Origin of the sequence: Devosia salina, assembly GCF_019504385.1 — a bacterium.
Lineage (GTDB): Bacteria > Pseudomonadota > Alphaproteobacteria > Rhizobiales > Devosiaceae > Devosia > Devosia salina.
In genome coordinates this window covers 3,562,731-3,577,500 of the sequence record NZ_CP080590.1, presented here as the reverse complement: position 1 = coordinate 3,577,500, position 14,770 = coordinate 3,562,731, and the positions used below count along the sequence as shown (strand labels likewise).

General features: G+C 63.8%; 16 protein-coding genes and 1 tRNA gene (1 of these 17 running past the window's edge). 10 read left to right on the top strand and 7 right to left on the bottom strand.

Going from position 1 to position 14,770, the window contains the following annotated elements:
* The 4 genes from K1X15_RS17555 to K1X15_RS17540 form a co-directional block, all read left to right on the top strand.
* Positions 1 to 792, top strand: the 3' end of a protein-coding gene (locus K1X15_RS17555; protein ID WP_220304876.1) for a mechanosensitive ion channel domain-containing protein. Its footprint begins 1,350 nt before the window's first position; the window shows 792 of its 2,142 coding nt (coding positions 1,351–2,142); its start codon lies beyond the left edge, outside the window; it ends in the stop codon at positions 790 to 792.
* Between the two features lie 289 nt (positions 793 to 1,081).
* A complete protein-coding gene (locus K1X15_RS17550; RefSeq protein ID WP_240549543.1) occupies positions 1,082 to 2,203 on the top strand; it encodes a lytic murein transglycosylase in 1,122 nt (373 codons plus the stop codon).
* 182 nt (positions 2,204 to 2,385) lie between these two features.
* Positions 2,386 to 3,384 carry an alpha/beta hydrolase gene (locus tag K1X15_RS17545; protein ID WP_240549542.1) on the top strand — a complete coding sequence of 333 codons (999 nt, stop codon included), beginning with the start codon at positions 2,386 to 2,388 and terminating at the stop codon, positions 3,382 to 3,384.
* 527 nt (positions 3,385 to 3,911) lie between these two features.
* On the top strand, positions 3,912 to 4,538 hold the full coding sequence (locus K1X15_RS17540; RefSeq protein ID WP_220304874.1) for a nucleotidyltransferase family protein: 627 nt from the start codon (positions 3,912 to 3,914) through the stop codon (positions 4,536 to 4,538).
* Between the two features lie 40 nt (positions 4,539 to 4,578).
* On the opposite strand, the gene K1X15_RS17535 is transcribed toward K1X15_RS17540, so the two are convergent.
* The 4 genes from K1X15_RS17535 to K1X15_RS17520 all read right to left on the bottom strand — a co-directional run bounded on the left by K1X15_RS17535 (position 4,579) and on the right by K1X15_RS17520 (position 6,094).
* A complete protein-coding gene (locus tag K1X15_RS17535; RefSeq protein WP_220304873.1) occupies positions 4,579 to 4,806 on the bottom strand; it encodes a tautomerase family protein in 228 nt (75 codons plus the stop codon).
* A 26-nt stretch (positions 4,807 to 4,832) separates the two neighbouring features.
* Positions 4,833 to 5,246: a VOC family protein gene (locus tag K1X15_RS17530; RefSeq protein ID WP_220304872.1), complete on the bottom strand. Its 414-nt coding sequence runs from the start codon at positions 5,244 to 5,246 to the stop codon at positions 4,833 to 4,835.
* 85 nt (positions 5,247 to 5,331) lie between these two features.
* On the bottom strand, positions 5,332 to 5,817 hold the full coding sequence (bfr, locus tag K1X15_RS17525) for a bacterioferritin (protein ID WP_220304871.1): 486 nt from the start codon (positions 5,815 to 5,817) through the stop codon (positions 5,332 to 5,334).
* A complete protein-coding gene (locus K1X15_RS17520) occupies positions 5,783 to 6,094 on the bottom strand; it encodes a (2Fe-2S)-binding protein (RefSeq protein ID WP_220307596.1) in 312 nt (103 codons plus the stop codon). The genes bfr and K1X15_RS17520 overlap by 35 nt, the downstream gene beginning before the upstream one ends.
* Positions 6,095 to 6,303: 209 nt before the next feature.
* On the opposite strand from K1X15_RS17520, the gene K1X15_RS17515 reads away from it, so the two are divergent.
* Positions 6,304 to 7,116, top strand: coding sequence for an alpha/beta hydrolase (locus K1X15_RS17515; protein WP_220304870.1), 813 nt, complete (start codon positions 6,304 to 6,306; stop codon positions 7,114 to 7,116).
* Here the strand turns inward: K1X15_RS17515 and K1X15_RS17510 are convergent.
* Together K1X15_RS17510 and K1X15_RS17505 are read right to left on the bottom strand one after the other, a co-directional pair.
* Positions 7,079 to 7,771 (bottom strand): DUF599 domain-containing protein, encoded by a 693-nt coding sequence (locus K1X15_RS17510; RefSeq protein ID WP_240549540.1) that lies wholly within the window; start codon positions 7,769 to 7,771, stop codon positions 7,079 to 7,081. The genes K1X15_RS17515 and K1X15_RS17510 overlap by 38 nt on opposite strands.
* A gap of 108 nt (positions 7,772 to 7,879) precedes the next feature.
* Positions 7,880 to 8,917, bottom strand: a complete 1,038-nt coding sequence (locus K1X15_RS17505; protein WP_220304868.1) for an aldo/keto reductase — start codon at positions 8,915 to 8,917, stop codon at positions 7,880 to 7,882.
* A gap of 245 nt (positions 8,918 to 9,162) precedes the next feature.
* Between K1X15_RS17505 and K1X15_RS17500 the strand changes: the two genes are divergently transcribed.
* Together K1X15_RS17500 and K1X15_RS17495 are read left to right on the top strand one after the other, a co-directional pair.
* Positions 9,163 to 9,239 (top strand) — tRNA-Met (locus K1X15_RS17500).
* Between the two features lie 189 nt (positions 9,240 to 9,428).
* Positions 9,429 to 10,364 (top strand): alpha/beta fold hydrolase, encoded by a 936-nt coding sequence (locus K1X15_RS17495; RefSeq protein WP_220304867.1) that lies wholly within the window; start codon positions 9,429 to 9,431, stop codon positions 10,362 to 10,364.
* A 114-nt stretch (positions 10,365 to 10,478) separates the two neighbouring features.
* On the opposite strand, the gene K1X15_RS17490 is transcribed toward K1X15_RS17495, so the two are convergent.
* Complete coding sequence (locus K1X15_RS17490) at positions 10,479 to 11,600, bottom strand: 5-methyltetrahydropteroyltriglutamate--homocysteine S-methyltransferase (protein ID WP_220304866.1); 1,122 nt, start codon at positions 11,598 to 11,600, stop codon at positions 10,479 to 10,481.
* Between the two features lie 128 nt (positions 11,601 to 11,728).
* On the opposite strand from K1X15_RS17490, the gene K1X15_RS17485 reads away from it, so the two are divergent.
* The 3 genes from K1X15_RS17485 (at position 11,729) to K1X15_RS17475 (ending at position 14,718) form a co-directional block, all read left to right on the top strand.
* Complete coding sequence (locus tag K1X15_RS17485; RefSeq protein ID WP_220304865.1) at positions 11,729 to 12,775, top strand: aromatic ring-hydroxylating dioxygenase subunit alpha; 1,047 nt, start codon at positions 11,729 to 11,731, stop codon at positions 12,773 to 12,775.
* A 5-nt stretch (positions 12,776 to 12,780) separates the two neighbouring features.
* On the top strand, positions 12,781 to 13,506 hold the full coding sequence (locus K1X15_RS17480; RefSeq protein ID WP_220304864.1) for a GntR family transcriptional regulator: 726 nt from the start codon (positions 12,781 to 12,783) through the stop codon (positions 13,504 to 13,506).
* Positions 13,507 to 13,749: 243 nt separating this feature from the next.
* Entirely contained in the window at positions 13,750 to 14,718 is a 969-nt protein-coding gene (locus K1X15_RS17475; RefSeq protein WP_220304863.1) for a PDR/VanB family oxidoreductase, read from the top strand.
* Positions 14,719 to 14,770 lie beyond the last annotated feature (52 nt).

The following is a 14,770-nucleotide window of genomic DNA, read 5'->3' as shown; positions in this document are numbered from 1 at the left end:
GTGGTGGCCTCGTGGGTCGAGTACCGGCTCAATGTCAATTTCGGCAGGGTGCCGACCTCGCGCGAAAAGACGCTGCTCAACCTGTTCAAGAACGCGTTCACCGTGGCCCTGGTGGTGTTCGGGACCATGCTGGCCCTGGCCCAGGTGGGCGTGAACATCGCGCCGCTGCTGGCTGGTGCCGGGGTGGTGGGCCTGGCCATCGGTTTTGGCGCGCAGAAACTGGTGCAGGACATCATCACCGGCATCTTCATCCAGTTCGAGAACATCATGAACGAAGGCGATGTGGTGGCCGTGGGCGCCTGGTCGGGCGTGGTGGAAAAGCTGACCATCCGCTCGGTGACCATCCGTGACCTCAGCGGCACGGTGCACCTGATCCCGTTCTCCTCGGTCGACCAGGTCAGCAACATGATGCGGGGCTTCTCCTACCATGTGGCCGAGATCGGGGTGGCCTATGACAGCGATATCGACGCGGTCAAGCTGGCCATGCACGAGGCGTTCGAGCGGCTGATGGAGACCGAGCACAAGGACGATATTCTCGACGATCTGGACATGCAGGGGATAACTGCCTTTGGGGATTCGGCGATCACGGTGCGGGCCCGCATCAAGACACTGCCGGGCAAGCAATGGGCGACCGGCCGGCGATATAACGAGATCGTCAAGATGATCTTTGCCCAGCGTGGCATCGAGATCCCCTATCCCCATGTCACCTATGTTCCCGCGGGCGGGGGCGGCCGGTCCGCACCGCCGCCCGCACGCCAGACCGAGATTGACGGGGATGGCGATGTGGACTGACATCGATGTGATCGGGCGGGCGGCTTTGCCTTAAGGTCATCTTAATCGGGTGCGTTAATGCTTTGATACGCGCGCAGGAGCGTGTGCCCTGCATGATCCGGTCGACAGACCTGCGGCCCTTATTGGGGATCATGCCGATTGGGCACATGCCGGCGCGTTCGTGACTTGATCTGTAGCGCGTATCACGAGGCCAAAGATGACCCGAACCGGTGGTGTCCCTTCTACACGTCTGCGGCATTGGAGCTGCGTGGCGAGCCTTGTCGCCAGTCTTTTGGCGCCTGGCGCCGCGATGGCAAACAGCGCCGATTTCGTGCGCAGTCTCTGGCCCGACGCGCAGCGTGCCGGGGTCAGCCGCCAGGCGTTCGAGGCCGCCTTTGCCAGCTACAACCCCATTCCGCAGGTGATCGAGCTGACGCGCAAGCAGCCCGAATTCACCCAGACGGTGCAGCAATATGTGGACAAGCGCGTCACCGCCGCCCAGGCCGACAAGGGACGGGCGATGCGGGGTGAATGGGCACAGACCCTGGCGGGGGCGCAGCAGCGCTATGGCGTGCAGCCTGAAATCGTGCTGGCCATCTGGGGCATGGAAACCAATTTCGGCGGCTTCATGGGCGGCAATAACACTATCCATGCGCTCGCCACCCTGACCGAAAAGGGCTATCGGCCCGACTATTTCCGATCCGAACTGCTGACCGCCTTGCGCATCGTGACCGACGGGCACATCTCGGCCAATGCCATGGTCGGCTCCTGGGCCGGTGCCATGGGCCATACCCAGTTCATGCCCTCGAGCTTCATGCGCTATGCGGTCGACTATAATGGGGACGGGCGCAAGGACATCTGGAATTCGGTGCCCGATGCGCTTGGTTCGACTGCCAACTATCTCAAGAGCTTCGGCTGGCGACCGGGCGAAACCTGGGGCTACGAGATCAAGCTGCCGAACGGCTTCGACTTTACGGCGGCCCGCTCGATGGACAAGGCGCCGCTCAGCCAATGGCAGGCCATGGGCATTAGCCGGGCCTCGGGCCGGGCCTTTCCGCGACCCGACGATGTGGCGCGGCTCTATATGCCTGCCGGCGCCCATGGCCCCGCCTTCCTGCTGCTGCCCAATTTCGATGTCATCAAGCGCTACAACAACTCCGACAGCTATGCCTTGGCCGTGGGGCACCTGGCCGACCGCATATTGGGGGGCGGGCCCTTCGTGACCCCCTGGCCGGCGGGCGATTATGCGCTCAACAAGGCGCAGCGGGGAGAACTCCAGGCCCTGCTCGGACGGGCCGGCTTCGATGTCGGCACGGCCGATGGGGTCGTTGGGCCGAAGACGCGGGCTGGGGTGATCGCCTATCAACAGGCCCGGGGCCTGCCCGCTGACGGATATGTGTCCGGCCTGCTGCTTGACCGGTTGAAGCGCTGAGGGCAGCGTTAACGAGCTGTTAACAAACTCGGCGCAATCTCGTCTGCGCTTAAGTAGAGGGCAGGCCAGCGAACACAGGGTGTCGCGCCTGCCCTCGCCCATTCCGGGTGCCACAAAATCCCCGGTTTCCTCGTCCATGAAGCCGGCTACCGCAATCCCCCCGACCCTAGATTCCCTTTGCCATGTTTGCCGTCCGATCTATCCTTGCCGCGCTTGTCACCTTGACGCTGATCCTGCCCGCGCCAGCCTTTGCCGTCTCGATGATGGATCCGTTCAATCTGCCCGCAGCCATGGATGGCGGTACGGCCAAGGTCGGCGACGGCGTTGCCTATGGGGACGGGGCGCGCAACAAGCTCGACGTCTATGCCCCCGAGCAGCGCGGGACAGCCGCGCCGGTGGTGTTCTTCATCTATGGTGGCGGCTGGAGCCGGGGCGAACGGGGTGAATATGAATTTGTCGGCCGGGCCCTGGCGTCGCGCGGCTTCGTCACGGTCATCGCCGATTACCGGCTCTATCCCGACGTGCGCTATCCGGACTTCCTGGAGGATGGAGCGCGGGCGCTGCGCTGGGTGCAGGACAATATCGCCAATTATGGCGGCGACCCGAACCGGCTGTTTCTGGCCGGGCATTCGGCGGGCGCCTATAATGCGGTGATGCAGGCGCTCGACCCCTCGTTCCGCGCCGAATTTGGCGTGACCATGCCCATATTGGGGGTGGCGGCGCTCTCGGGTCCCTATGACTTCTATCCGTTCGAATATAATGAAGTGCGGGACGTCTTCGGCGAGGCACCCAGCCCCGAAGGGACGCAGCCGATCAACCTGATCACCGCCGAATCCCCGCCCATGTATCTGGCGACGGGCACGACCGACCCCATCGTGCGGATGCAGAATACCGAAAGCTTCGCCAACCGCCTCCGGGCCCAGGGCGTCTGGGTGACGACGCAATATTATGACGGCTTTGGCCATATGGAGCCGGTTCTGGCCATGGGGGCCATGTGGCGCTGGCGCATGCCGGTGCTGGACGACATGGTGAGTTTTTTCCAGCGCTTCGGGGCTTTTCCCAGCGGCGTGCCCTATCTCGCCGTGGCGCCCGAGCCGCCGCAGATGCTGCCCGATTCAGTGGCACCGATCGACCAGATCGTCAGCGAGCTCAACCAGATGTTCCAGCCGATCGAGAACTAGGCGTGATGTCAAAGAACACACGCGCCAATGTGCCGGCCGGCGCATGGCCTCCGGTTCTGCAATGGACGTGTCCCGAGGCGCGTGCGTCTCAGTAAAACTAAGTAATAGAGACGTCGCCGCCTCGGGATACCGGTTTTTCGTAGAGGTCTCGGTCCCCATTGAACGCTCGTCGCAGGGTGACCGCTTCCTAGACGCGCAATTGGAGCGACCCAATTACGCCCGGCTCCCCCCGCAAAAGTTCGCTGCAGTCCGTCCGCGCGGGAGTGATGGGGGGAGTATGGGGGAGGTTCTGGTCCCGGGGATAAAATGTTTTGCACCTCGCGCTCAACCGATCCCCGTCCGTCCTCGGGCTCGACCCGAGGACCTCTGTCAACGCGTGACCGGCGTGGCGTCGACCGGGTCAGGCCCGAGGGTGACGGCCGGTGGGGTGGGATATTCGGAGGAGAATAGACTGTCCGAAAACCACCCTATTCGGACATCTGGGAGGGTGGGCGTATCGGGCCGGCGAATCGGACTATGCTCCCGGCATGCCCAACCATCTTCGCCATGCCGGGGTCGATCCGGAGACACAGCGCCTCGTGCTGATCGAGATCATCAGGGCGCAGCCGCACCTGATGGCCATTCTCGAGGGGATGAACGCACTCGGCCTGCCCGATGCGCTGCTGGGGTCGGGGGCCATCTACAATAGTGTGTGGAACGTGCTGACGGGGCGGCCAGCGCTGACCGGGATCAATGATGCGGATGTGGTTTATTTTGACGATAACGACCTCAGCTATGCGGCCGAGGACGCGGTGATCCGGCGGGCCGAAGCGCAGTTTGCCGGCCTGCCGATCCCGGTCGAGCTGCGCAACCAGGCGCGGGTGCATCTGTGGTTTTCGGAGCGGTTCGGGTTCGATTATCCGCAGCTGACCTGCAGCGCCGACATGATGCTCTATTTTGCGAGCAAGACCCATGCGGTGGCGGCGCGGCTGGAGGCCGATGGCACGATTTCCATCCATGCGCCATTCGGGCTCGACGACATGTTTTCGTTTCGCGTCACCCCCAATCCGGTCCTGCCGAACCGGGCGACGCATGAGCGCAAGGCAGCCCGGGCCAAGGCCATCTGGCCGGAGCTGGAGATCGTGCCCTGGCCGGCCGAAGAGGCCGGGACGTGAAGCAATACCCGTCCGTTCCGGTTGAAACCGAACGCGCGCTCTAGGAGGGTTCGCCGTCCGGCCTGGACTGCCGCTCCTGCCAGAGCTCGGTCAGTGACTGGCCCTTGCGGCCCCAATTGTCGGTATCGACCTCGTCGATGACGACAAAGACATATTCCGGATTGCGACCCAGTTCCTCGACCAGCACGTCGGTCATGCGGCGGATGACGGCCTTCTTCTGGTCGGTCGAGGCTACGCCTTTGGCGATTTCCACTCTGACGATGGGCATTGGATTCTCCTGTTCAGGGGTGGTGCTCAGGGCGTGGGTTCGATGAGGACCGAGGGAGCCGAGCGCGTGCTGGGGCCGTGAAAGACCGCTTCGATATTGTTGCCATCGGGGTCGAGGACGAAGCAGGCATAATAGCCGGGGTGATAGTGGCGCTCGCCGGGCGCGCCATTGTCGGTGCCGCCGGCGGCCAGGGCGGCGCGATAAAAGGCGTCGACAGTGTCGCGATCCCTGGCCTGGAAGGCCAGATGGACATGGCTGGGCGCGGTGCGGGCATCGGCGGCGTCGACGAAGAGTTCGTCGACCTGAAACCAGCCCTCGCCCCTGGCGGTGATGGGAATGCCCAGAACGGCAAGGGCCTTCTCGTAGAAATAGCGGGTGGTGGCGACGTTGCTGGCGCGCAGATGGACGTGGTCGATCAGGCGGCCGGTGTGAAACTGCATGAAAACAACTCCGGTAAATGGGTCAAAAAATAACCGCCCGGACACGGGTCCGAGCGGCTGAATGGTTTGGCGGCGTTCGTCCGGCTTACTCGGCTTCGTCGGCCGGAGCGGAATTGAGCTGGCCGTATTTTTCCGGACCGATCTTGTCGAGCAGGTCGAGCTGGGTTTCGAGGAAGTCGATATGGCCTTCCTCATCGGCCAGCAATTCCTCGAACAGGTTCTTGGAGACATAGTCGCCCAGCTGTTCGCAGAGTTCGCGGCTGGCCTTGTAGGCCGTGCGGGCGTCATATTCGCCGGCGAGATCGGCTTCGAGCACTTCCTTGATGGTCTGGCCGATGCGGAGCGGCGCGACCCGCTGCAGGTTGGGGTGGCCCTCCAGGAAAATGATGCGCTCGATGAGCTTATCTGCGTGGTGCATCTCCTCGATGGATTCGGCGCGCTCCTTGGACGCCAGGCGCTTATAGCCCCAATCGTCCAACAGGCGGTAATGCACCCAGTACTGGTTGACCGCGCCGAGCTCGAGGAAAAGGGCCTCGTTAAGCCGCTCGATGACTTGTGCTTCGCCTTTCACGACGTACTCCGTTCCGTTGCTTCTTGAGCTTTTCGAGCCCCGACTGGAGCTGGACCAGTTCGGCGGGCTCATGGGCTTGCTGTGCGTGATAATTTTCTGTGACGCGGACGATAATGTCCACCACATTCGGGACACAGCCCGAGCATTTCGCGCGACGGTTGAGTTCGGCGTAAACCTTGGCGGGAACCACCAATTGCCACGGATCAGCCTTCAAGAGATCGAGCACGATGTCCTCGATCTCCCGGGAGGTGATCATGTTGCACTGGCACACAAGCATGGCGGGGCCACAAAAGTTCTCAACGGGGCGGAATAAACCGCCACCATAGTTGAATGTCAACGTCATAAATTGTCGCGTCGCCTCGGCATGGATTTTCGGCCGCGCGATGAAACCGCCGGGCCGATCGCGGCGTATCTGGATGAGAACATGGGAGGTTCACCATTAGCCTGGCCGATCTCGTCGCAGCACTGGTGCCCAAGGATGGCGGCGTGCGCCGCCTGGCGCGCGCGGTGCCCTATGGCCCGGATGCGCGGCACCGGCTGGATGTCTATGGCCCGAAAAAGCCCGGCAAGGGCGCGCTGCCGGTGGTGGTGTTCTTCTATGGCGGATCGTGGAGCGAGGGGAGCCGCAGCCATTACGGCTTTGCCGCCCATGCGCTGGCAGCGCTGGGCTATGTTGTGGCGGTGCCGGACTATCGGCTGGTGCCGGACGCCGAATATCCCGCCTTCATGCGCGACTGCGCCCGGGCCGTGGAATGGGTGAGCCACAATATCGCCGCCCATGGCGGGGACTGGACGCGGCTGGTGCTCGCCGGACATTCGGCCGGTGCCTATAATGCGGCGACACTGGCTCTCGATCCGCAATGGTTGCCGGCGGCGACCCGAGCGACGCTTGCGGGCGTGATCGGGCTCTCGGGCCCCTATGACTTCTATCCTTTCGACAGCCCGATCTCGCAGCGCGTGTTCGGGCAGGCGACCGATGGGGCGGGCACGCAGCCGATCAATCATGTGGACGCGGCGGCGCCGCCCATGCTGCTGGTGGCCGGCGGGCGGGACGAGCTGGTGCTGCCGCGCAACAGCGAGCGGCTCGGCGCGGCCGTGCAGGCGGCGGGGCAGCGCGCCACGCTCAGGCTCTATCCGCGGCTGGGTCATGCCGGAACGCTGCTGGCCCTCAGCCTGCCGCTGCGCTGGCTGGCACCGGTGCGGCGCGATTGCCGGGCGTTCCTGGGCGAGGTGACGCGGCCCGCGCGCCCCGATGCGCCGCTCAGGGCGCTCGATCCTTCCGGTGCCGGGCGGCCATGACGGCGGCCGAGGCGGCCGTGCGGTGCGCCGAGGAAAAGAATTCGCGGTGCGCCAGCACGAGGACAGTGACCAGGCAGACCGCGACGGCCAGCCATTCGGAGACGAACCAGGCAGTGGCCGAGACCGAGAAATAATAGGCGCGGATGCCGCTGTTGAAATTCCTGGCCCCGAGACCGTTCATGCGGGCGATGGCGTCGATCTCCTCTTCGGTGGTCACCCGGTCGTGGTCGATCGCGCCGAGCATGATGCAGAAATGGTTGAACTGGCGCAGCGACAGGGTGAAGGCAAAGAAGGCCAGCACGAACATGGTCAGCATGATGACCAGGTGCAGTTGCACATCCACCACGGTGTAAACCCGGTCGAGCGAGAGGGAATCGAGCGCCTCCATCAGGGTGGGCAATTGCCCGAAGACGGCAAAGACGGCCAGCACCAGCAGCACGGCGGTGGAGGCGAGGAAGCTGACCGACTGCATGATATTGCCCGACAGGATGGCGTCGAACGGGGTTTCGCGGCGGGTGGCGTTGGCGACCCAGCGGCGGCGCTGCATGTTCATGATCACCGAGAGCGAGGGGCGCAGCTTTTCCACCTGCGGCACGATGATGTTGTAGGCGAGGTAGGCCAGAAGGGGGAAGATGGACGTGAAGAGCGTGGTCACGTGATGCTCCGGGTGACGCAGAAGTGAGCCGACTATAGCGTCGGCGCGCGCGATAGCCATGCCGGAGATGGTGGGACGGCCGGCGGGCGCCGGCCGTCTGTGCGGGGGTCAGATCGGGCGCGGGTGCTGGCGATAGGTGGCGTCGATATCGGCCAGCACCTCGGGCGAAAGCACCAGATCGGTTGCGCCAAGCACCTGGGCCAATTGTTCGGTGCTGGTGGCGCCGATAATGGTCGAGGTCATGAAGGGGCGGCTGCGGCAGAAGGCGATGGCCATCTGCACCGGATCGAGGCCGTGGCGCGCGGCGACGTCGTGATAGGCTCTCGTGGCGCGCTCGGAATGTTCGTTGAGCCGCCAGAACCCCTTCTGATAGTCCTTGCGGCTGCCCCTGGGGGTGGCGCCATCGAAATATTTGCCGGTGAGGAGACCGCCGGCCAGCGGCGAATAAGCCAGCAGGCCCACATCCTCGTTGTGGCTCAATTCGGCCAGGTCATGGTCGAAGATGCGGCGGATGAGGCTATATTCGTTCTGTACCGAGGCGACGCGCGGCAGGTTCTTCTGTTCGGAAAGCTTGAGCCATTGGGCGATGCCCCAGGTGGTCTCGTTGGAGAGGCCGAAATGGCGAATCTTGCCCTCGCGCACCAGCTCGCCCATGGTGGAGAGCACCTCTTCCATATTGGCGAGCGTGGCCGCCCGGTCCTGCTTTTCGGGGCGATAGGACCAATAGTTCTCGAAGTGGTAGTGGCCGCGGCTGGCCCAGTGGATCTGATAGAGATCGAGATAGTCGGTCTTGAGGCGCCGGAGGCTGGCCTCGAGCGCCTCGCGCAGGGTGGCAGCGCTGGGGCGGGAGCCGTTGCGCAGGAAACTGGTGCCGCCACCGCCGATCTTGCTGGCCAGCACCCATTTGTCGCGATCCTTGTTCGCGGTGAACCAATTGCCAATGATTTCTTCGGTGCGGCCGCTGGTTTCGGGGCTGCCGGGCACGGCATAGAGTTCGGCGGTGTCCATGAAGTTGATGCCGGCGTCGCGCGCCATGGCGATCTGGGCGTGGCCCTCGGCCTCACTGTTCTGGCTGCCCCAGGTCATGGTGCCCAGGCAAATATCGGTGACCTTGAGATCGGTGCGGCCAAGCGTCTTGAATTGCATGAAGAATTATCCGTGTCGCAGTCTGCAAATCGGGCGGGTGGCGGACCCTAGACCAGCTCGCGCTGGTATGGAAGCTATTCAGCGGCATTTGCCGATGAAGGGGCTTTTCCACAGGCGGGGCCGGGCTTTTCGGCGCGTTTGCCGGGCGGGTTCAAAAAACCGTCACGGAAGGGTCAAGAGGGGTTGAGGTCTGGGCGCACACCCCCTATATAGCCGTCACACCGCGCCGCAAGGCCAGTGTTTGACGCGGGATGGAGCAGCCCGGTAGCTCGTCAGGCTCATAACCTGAAGGTCGCAGGTTCAAATCCTGCTCCCGCAACCAAAGAACCCCAGTCACTCCGACGAGTGGCTGGGGTTTTCCTTTTGGGGTCGGCGCGGGCAGCGACTTGGGCGCGCCCGTGAGGGCTTCTTGCTTGCGAAAATGATTGGGACTGTCGAATCCGCGCCACGCCGTTCGTGGTGTTGGTACCAAGGTGCCGCGACTGCCCGCGGCCGCCAGGAGGAGCAAGACATGTCCAGACGCATTCTATCGTCCACCATTGTCGCGGCAGGCCTTGCCCTGATCGCGTCGAGCACCATTTCGGCCCAGGAGGCCCCGCCCATGCCACAGCTGCCCGAGCCGGTCGAATCCGGTCATGCCGACGTCAATGGCGTCAAGATCTGGTACCAGACCTATGGGGAGGGCGAGCCGCTGGTACTGATCCATGGCGGGTTCGGAACGGTCGAAATGTTCGGTCCCAATATCGAAGCACTGGCGGAGGGACGCAGGGTCATCGGCGTCGACCTGCAGGGGCATGGCGGCACCGGGCCGCTGGGCCGACCGATGAGCTTTGCGGCCATGGCCACCGACATTGCCGAGCTCATCAAGGCGCTCGGCTATGACAAGGCCGATGTCATGGGTTATTCGCTGGGCGGGGCCACGGCCCTGCGTATTGCCATCGATCATCCCGATGTGGTCGACAAGCTTGTGCTGGTCTCGATGGCGCATGCCTTCGGGAATTGGCACGACTATAACTACAATGGCATGAAGGCCATGGGTGAGGACCCGGCTGCCACGGCCGAGAGCCTTGTCGGTTCGCCCATGCATCAGGCCTATGTCGCCAAGGCGCCCGGCGGGGAAGCAAGCTGGCTCGAGGCGGTGACGGAGGTCACGACCTTTATCGGCCAGGACTATGACTGGACCGACGAGATCGCCAAGGTCACGGCGCCGACGCTGCTGATTGTGGGGGATTGGGACGCGGTGCGGATCAGCGCCGCGGCCCGGCTCTATGAGCTACTGGGCGGGAGTGCCCAGGACGCCAATTGGGATCGCTCCGGCATGGGTCAGGACCATTTCGCCGTGATCCCTAATGCCACCCATTACGATATCATCAATACGACGGCAGTCAGCGAGATCGCCATCCCCTTCCTCGATGGCTATCCGCAGGCCTCCGCCTCGGCGGAGTGACGCGCTGAGCAGGCGCGAGCGGAAGCGTCAGACCAAGAGACCCGGCCGCCGGATGGGGCGGCCGGGTGTTATGGCGGGTTCCAGCGCGCTTAAGATGCGGACCGGGATCGGGGGTCAGACCCCGCCCCAGATGGCTTCGGCGGTTTTGACGACGAGGTCGAGCTTGCGGCGCTGGTCGTCCATGGTGAGATCATTGCCCTCTTCGGTCGAGGCGAAGCCGCATTGCGGGGCGATGCCGAGTTGATCGAGATCGGCATATTTGCTGGCCGCCTCGAACTTGCGCTTCAAGTCATCGAGGTCTTCGAGCTCAGGCGTCTTGGTGGTGATGAAGCCAGGCAGGACGCGCTTCTTGCCCTTGGGCAGGAGGCGGAGCGGCTCGAGGCCACCGGCGCGGTCGGTGTCGTATTCCATGAAATAGATATCGACATCGGTCTGGTTGAAGATGGCGTCGGCCGCCGGGTCATAGGCGCCTTCGGCGACCCAGGTGGATTTGAAATTGCCCCGGCACATATGCATGCCGATCAGCATGTCGTCGGGCCGGTCGGCAATGGCGTCGTGCATCATCCTGGCGTAGCGGCCGATCAGCCAATCGGGATCCTCGCCCCTGGCCTTGCGCTCGGCGCGGATTTTCGGGTCGCAGAGATAGGCAAAGAAGATGTCGTCCATCTGCAGATAGCGGCAGCCGGCGTCATAAAAGGCCTTCACCGCATCCTTGTAGGTCAAGGTGATGGCTTCGAAGTAAGCCTCGGCGTCGTGCTTGTATTCATTGACCGCAATGTCGTCGTCGGCGATGCGGAAATGCACGGCGCTGGGGCCGGGGATGGAGATCTTGGGCGTCACCCTGGTATTGGCGGCCACGAACTTGAAATGCTCGAGCATGGGGTGATCGGCAGGAAAGCTGAGCCTGTCGGTGATCACCGGCACGTCCTGCTTGGTGTGGACGCCATGGAACTGGATGCCGCCGCCCTCGCGCTGGATGATGTCGAGGCCGTTGAGCATGCCCATGAAATCGAAATGCCACCAGGCGCGCCGGAATTCGCCATCGGTCACCGCCTTGAGGCCCGCATCTTCCTGCATCTTGATGACGTCGCGGATGGCTTCGTCCTCGACGGCCTTGAGCTCCTCGGCGCTCAGGGTCTTGTCCTCGAAGCGGGCCTTGCGGGCCTGTTTGATGCTGTCGGGGCGCAGAAACGATCCAACGACATCGGCGTGATAGGGCGGCTTGGCAACGGCCATGAATGGTCCTCCTCGATTCCTGGTTGGGGCGGAGTGTTGGCGGTTCGACCAAAGTTTGGCAATCGCCTTCTTGATTTTTGTATACAATCGGTATTCATTGTCTCGAGCCCTGGAGGAGGAACCAGACAATGGGCGAGCCCACATTTCCGCTGAACACCTGGTATGCCGTGGCCTGGGACGTCGAGGTCAAGCGCGAATTGCTGGCGCGGACGATCTGCAACAAGCCCGTGGTTCTGTACAGAAAGCAGGATGGAACGGCGGTCGCGCTGGCCGATGCCTGCTGGCACCGGTTGCTGCCGCTCTCAATGGGCGAGCTCTATGGCGACAATGTCATCTGCGGCTATCATGGCCTGGAATTCGACGACACCGGCCGTTGTGTATACATGCCGTCGCAAGACACCATTAATCCGTCGGCCTGCGTCAAATCCTATCCGCTGGTCGAGCGGCACCGCTTTGTCTGGCTGTGGATGGGCGACCCGGCGCTGGCCGATCCGGCGCTGGTGCCGGACCTGCACTGGAACCAGGACCCCGAATGGGCGGCGGACGGCAAATATATCCATGCCAAGTGCGACTATCGCCTCGTGGTCGACAATCTGATGGACCTGACGCACGAGACCTATGTGCATGGCTCGTCCATCGGCAATCGCGCGGTGGCCGAGGCGCCGTTCGAAGCCACCCATACCGACACCACCGCCACCATTACCCGCTGGATGAAGGATATCGACGCGCCGCCGTTCTGGCGCGGACAATTGGGCAAGCCGGGCAATGTCGACCGCTGGCAGATCATCAATTTCCAGGCGCCCTCGACCATTGCCATCGATGTGGGGGTCGCGCCCACCGGGACCGGTGCGCCGGAAGGCGATCGCAGCCAGGGCGTCAATGGTTTCGTGCTCAACACCATGACCCCGGAAACGGACAAGAGCTGCCACTATTTCTGGGCCTTTGCCCGCAACTACAAGCTGGACGAGCAGGCCCGCACGCATGAACTGCGCGAAGGCGTGTCGTCGATCTTCCGCGAGGACGAGCGCATTCTCGAGGCCCAGCAGAAGGCGATCGACGCCAATCCCGACCATGTGATCTACAATCTCAACATCGATGCCGGATCGATGTGGGCGCGGCGGCTGATCGACCGGATGATCGCGGAGGAAACCGCCATGCAGGCGGCGGCGGAGTGAAAAGCATGTCGCAACGGGCAGCACAGTCGCAGCGGGCACTAATGGGGGTGCGCGATCTCATCGTTTCCGGCGAAATCCGGGCCGGTACGCGCCTGTCGGAACTGGCGCTGGTGGAGCGGCTGGGTATTTCGCGCACGCCGCTGCGCGCCGCGCTGGCGCAATTGGGCCAGGAGGGGCTGGTGGAGGCCATTCCCTCGGGTGGCTATGCGGTGCGCAGCTTTTCGCGCGAGGAGGTGATCGACGCCATCGAACTGCGCGGGACGCTGGAAGGGCTGGCGCTGCGGCTGGCCGCCGAACGGGGCGTTGCCCCGGCGCGGCTGGGCGAATTGCAGCGCCTGCTCGAGGGGATCGACGAGGCTTTGCGCGGCGATGTCGAGGACATGGATTTCGACCGCTATGTCGATCTTAATGCCAGCTTCCATGAAAAGCTCTGGGGGCTGTCGAGCCAGACGATCAGGCGCGAAATCGAGCGGGTGACGAGCCTGCCCTTTGCCTCGCCCAGCGCGTTTCTCGACAAGCAGGCGGGCGTGGTGGAGTTCCGGCGCTCGCTCTATGGCGCCCAGACCCAGCACCGCGCCATGGTGTCGGCCATTGCGCTGAGGGAAGGCGCCCGTGCCGAGGCGCTGGCGCGCGAGCATGCACGGCTGGCGCGGCAGAATCTGGAATTCGTGCTCGACCAGGATCGCAGCCTGATCAGACGGGTGCCGGCTTTGTCGCTGGTGGTGGGGTAGTCGCCGGCTGATGTTGGTCTGCAGATGCCTTAGTGATGGCGGCATTCAAAGCCCCCCACCCAGCTCTGCTAAGGCCTGACGGCCAAGCTTCGCTACCCTCCCCACAAGGGGGAGGGAGACGATGAACACACGCGCAGTGCCCCTGCGCCTCCCTCCCCTTGATGGGGAGGGAATGAGGGTGGGGTGACAGGCTTGAAAGCTTTCGCTCGGCGATCTTGGTCGGGCGATTGGGAGGAGAAGAATATGCGCAATCGTGTTGAGTGGCGGGACGCGAAGGTCGCGGAGATCCGGCAGGTGGCCGAGGATGTGCGGCAGATCAGTTTTGCCGTGGACGGGCCGGTGCCGCGCTTCGATCCGGGTTCGCACAGCAATTTCCGGGTCGAGATCGACGGCGAGGCGGCCAACCGCACCTATACGGTGATCCCGGCGCCGCCAGGGCAGATCGCGGTGGCGGTGAAGCTGCATCCGCAAAGCCGGGGTGGCTCGCGCTATATGTGGAGCCTTGGAGAGGGGCAGGAGGTGCGCCTGACCCTGCCGGAGAACCGGTTCGAACTGAGCTGGCGGGCCAGCCACTATTTGCTGCTGGCCGGCGGGATCGGCATTACCCCGATCTATGGCATGGCGCGGGCGCTGGTGGCGCGCGGCGCCTCGGTGCGGGTGGTCTATGGGGCGCGGTCGCGCGGTTTGATGGCCTTTGCCGAGGAATTGCAGGCGCTGCTGGGCGACCAACTGGTGTTGCGCGACAACTCGGCGGGCGAACATATCGACCTCGCCGCAGAATTTGCGGCGCTGCCGGCCGATGCGGAATGCTATCTCTGCGGGCCGATCGGCATGCTGGAGGCAGCCAAGGCGGCCTGGGCGGCGGCGGGGCGGCCAGTGAGCCGCTTGCGCTATGAAGTGTTCGGCGATAGCGGCCTCTTTGCGGAAAAGCCGTTTACCGTGGACGTGCTCAATCGCGGCGTGACGGTGCCGGTGCGCTCGGACCAGTCGCTGCTCGATGCGTTGATCGGGGCCGGGGTGGAGATGATTTCCGATTGCCGGCGCGGTGAATGCGGGCTGTGCGCCGTGCGGGTGGAGGCCAAGGACGGCCAGATCGACCACCGGGACGTGTTCTTCAGCGCCGAGGAGAAGGCGGAGGGACACAGAATGTGCGCCTGCGTTTCGCGGCTGACCGAGGGCCATGCGGTGATCGATGTGGGGTATCGGGGCTAGGCGCTTGCCTAATACTGTCGCGTTGGAGCAAAAAAGTACCCCCACCCCAGCC

Bases quoted from the DNA above. Each gene is read 5' to 3' on its own strand.
- K1X15_RS17550 (WP_240549543.1), top strand. From the start codon at position 1,082: ATGGCAAACAGCGCCGATTTCGTGCGCAGTCTCTGGCCCGACGCGCAG.
- K1X15_RS17545 (WP_240549542.1), top strand. From the start codon at position 2,386: ATGTTTGCCGTCCGATCTATCCTTGCCGCGCTTGTCACCTTGACGCTG.
- K1X15_RS17540 (WP_220304874.1), top strand. From the start codon at position 3,912: ATGCCCAACCATCTTCGCCATGCCGGGGTCGATCCGGAGACACAGCGC.
- K1X15_RS17535 (WP_220304873.1), bottom strand. From the start codon at position 4,806: ATGCCCATCGTCAGAGTGGAAATCGCCAAAGGCGTAGCCTCGACCGAC.
- K1X15_RS17530 (WP_220304872.1), bottom strand. From the start codon at position 5,246: ATGCAGTTTCACACCGGCCGCCTGATCGACCACGTCCATCTGCGCGCC.
- K1X15_RS17520 (WP_220307596.1), bottom strand. From the start codon at position 6,094: ATGCTTGTGTGCCAGTGCAACATGATCACCTCCCGGGAGATCGAGGAC.
- K1X15_RS17505 (WP_220304868.1), bottom strand. From the start codon at position 8,917: ATGCAATTCAAGACGCTTGGCCGCACCGATCTCAAGGTCACCGATATT.
- K1X15_RS17495 (WP_220304867.1), top strand. From the start codon at position 9,429: ATGTCCAGACGCATTCTATCGTCCACCATTGTCGCGGCAGGCCTTGCC.
- K1X15_RS17490 (WP_220304866.1), bottom strand. From the start codon at position 11,600: ATGGCCGTTGCCAAGCCGCCCTATCACGCCGATGTCGTTGGATCGTTT.
- K1X15_RS17485 (WP_220304865.1), top strand. From the start codon at position 11,729: ATGGGCGAGCCCACATTTCCGCTGAACACCTGGTATGCCGTGGCCTGG.
- K1X15_RS17480 (WP_220304864.1), top strand. From the start codon at position 12,781: ATGTCGCAACGGGCAGCACAGTCGCAGCGGGCACTAATGGGGGTGCGC.
- K1X15_RS17475 (WP_220304863.1), top strand. From the start codon at position 13,750: ATGCGCAATCGTGTTGAGTGGCGGGACGCGAAGGTCGCGGAGATCCGG.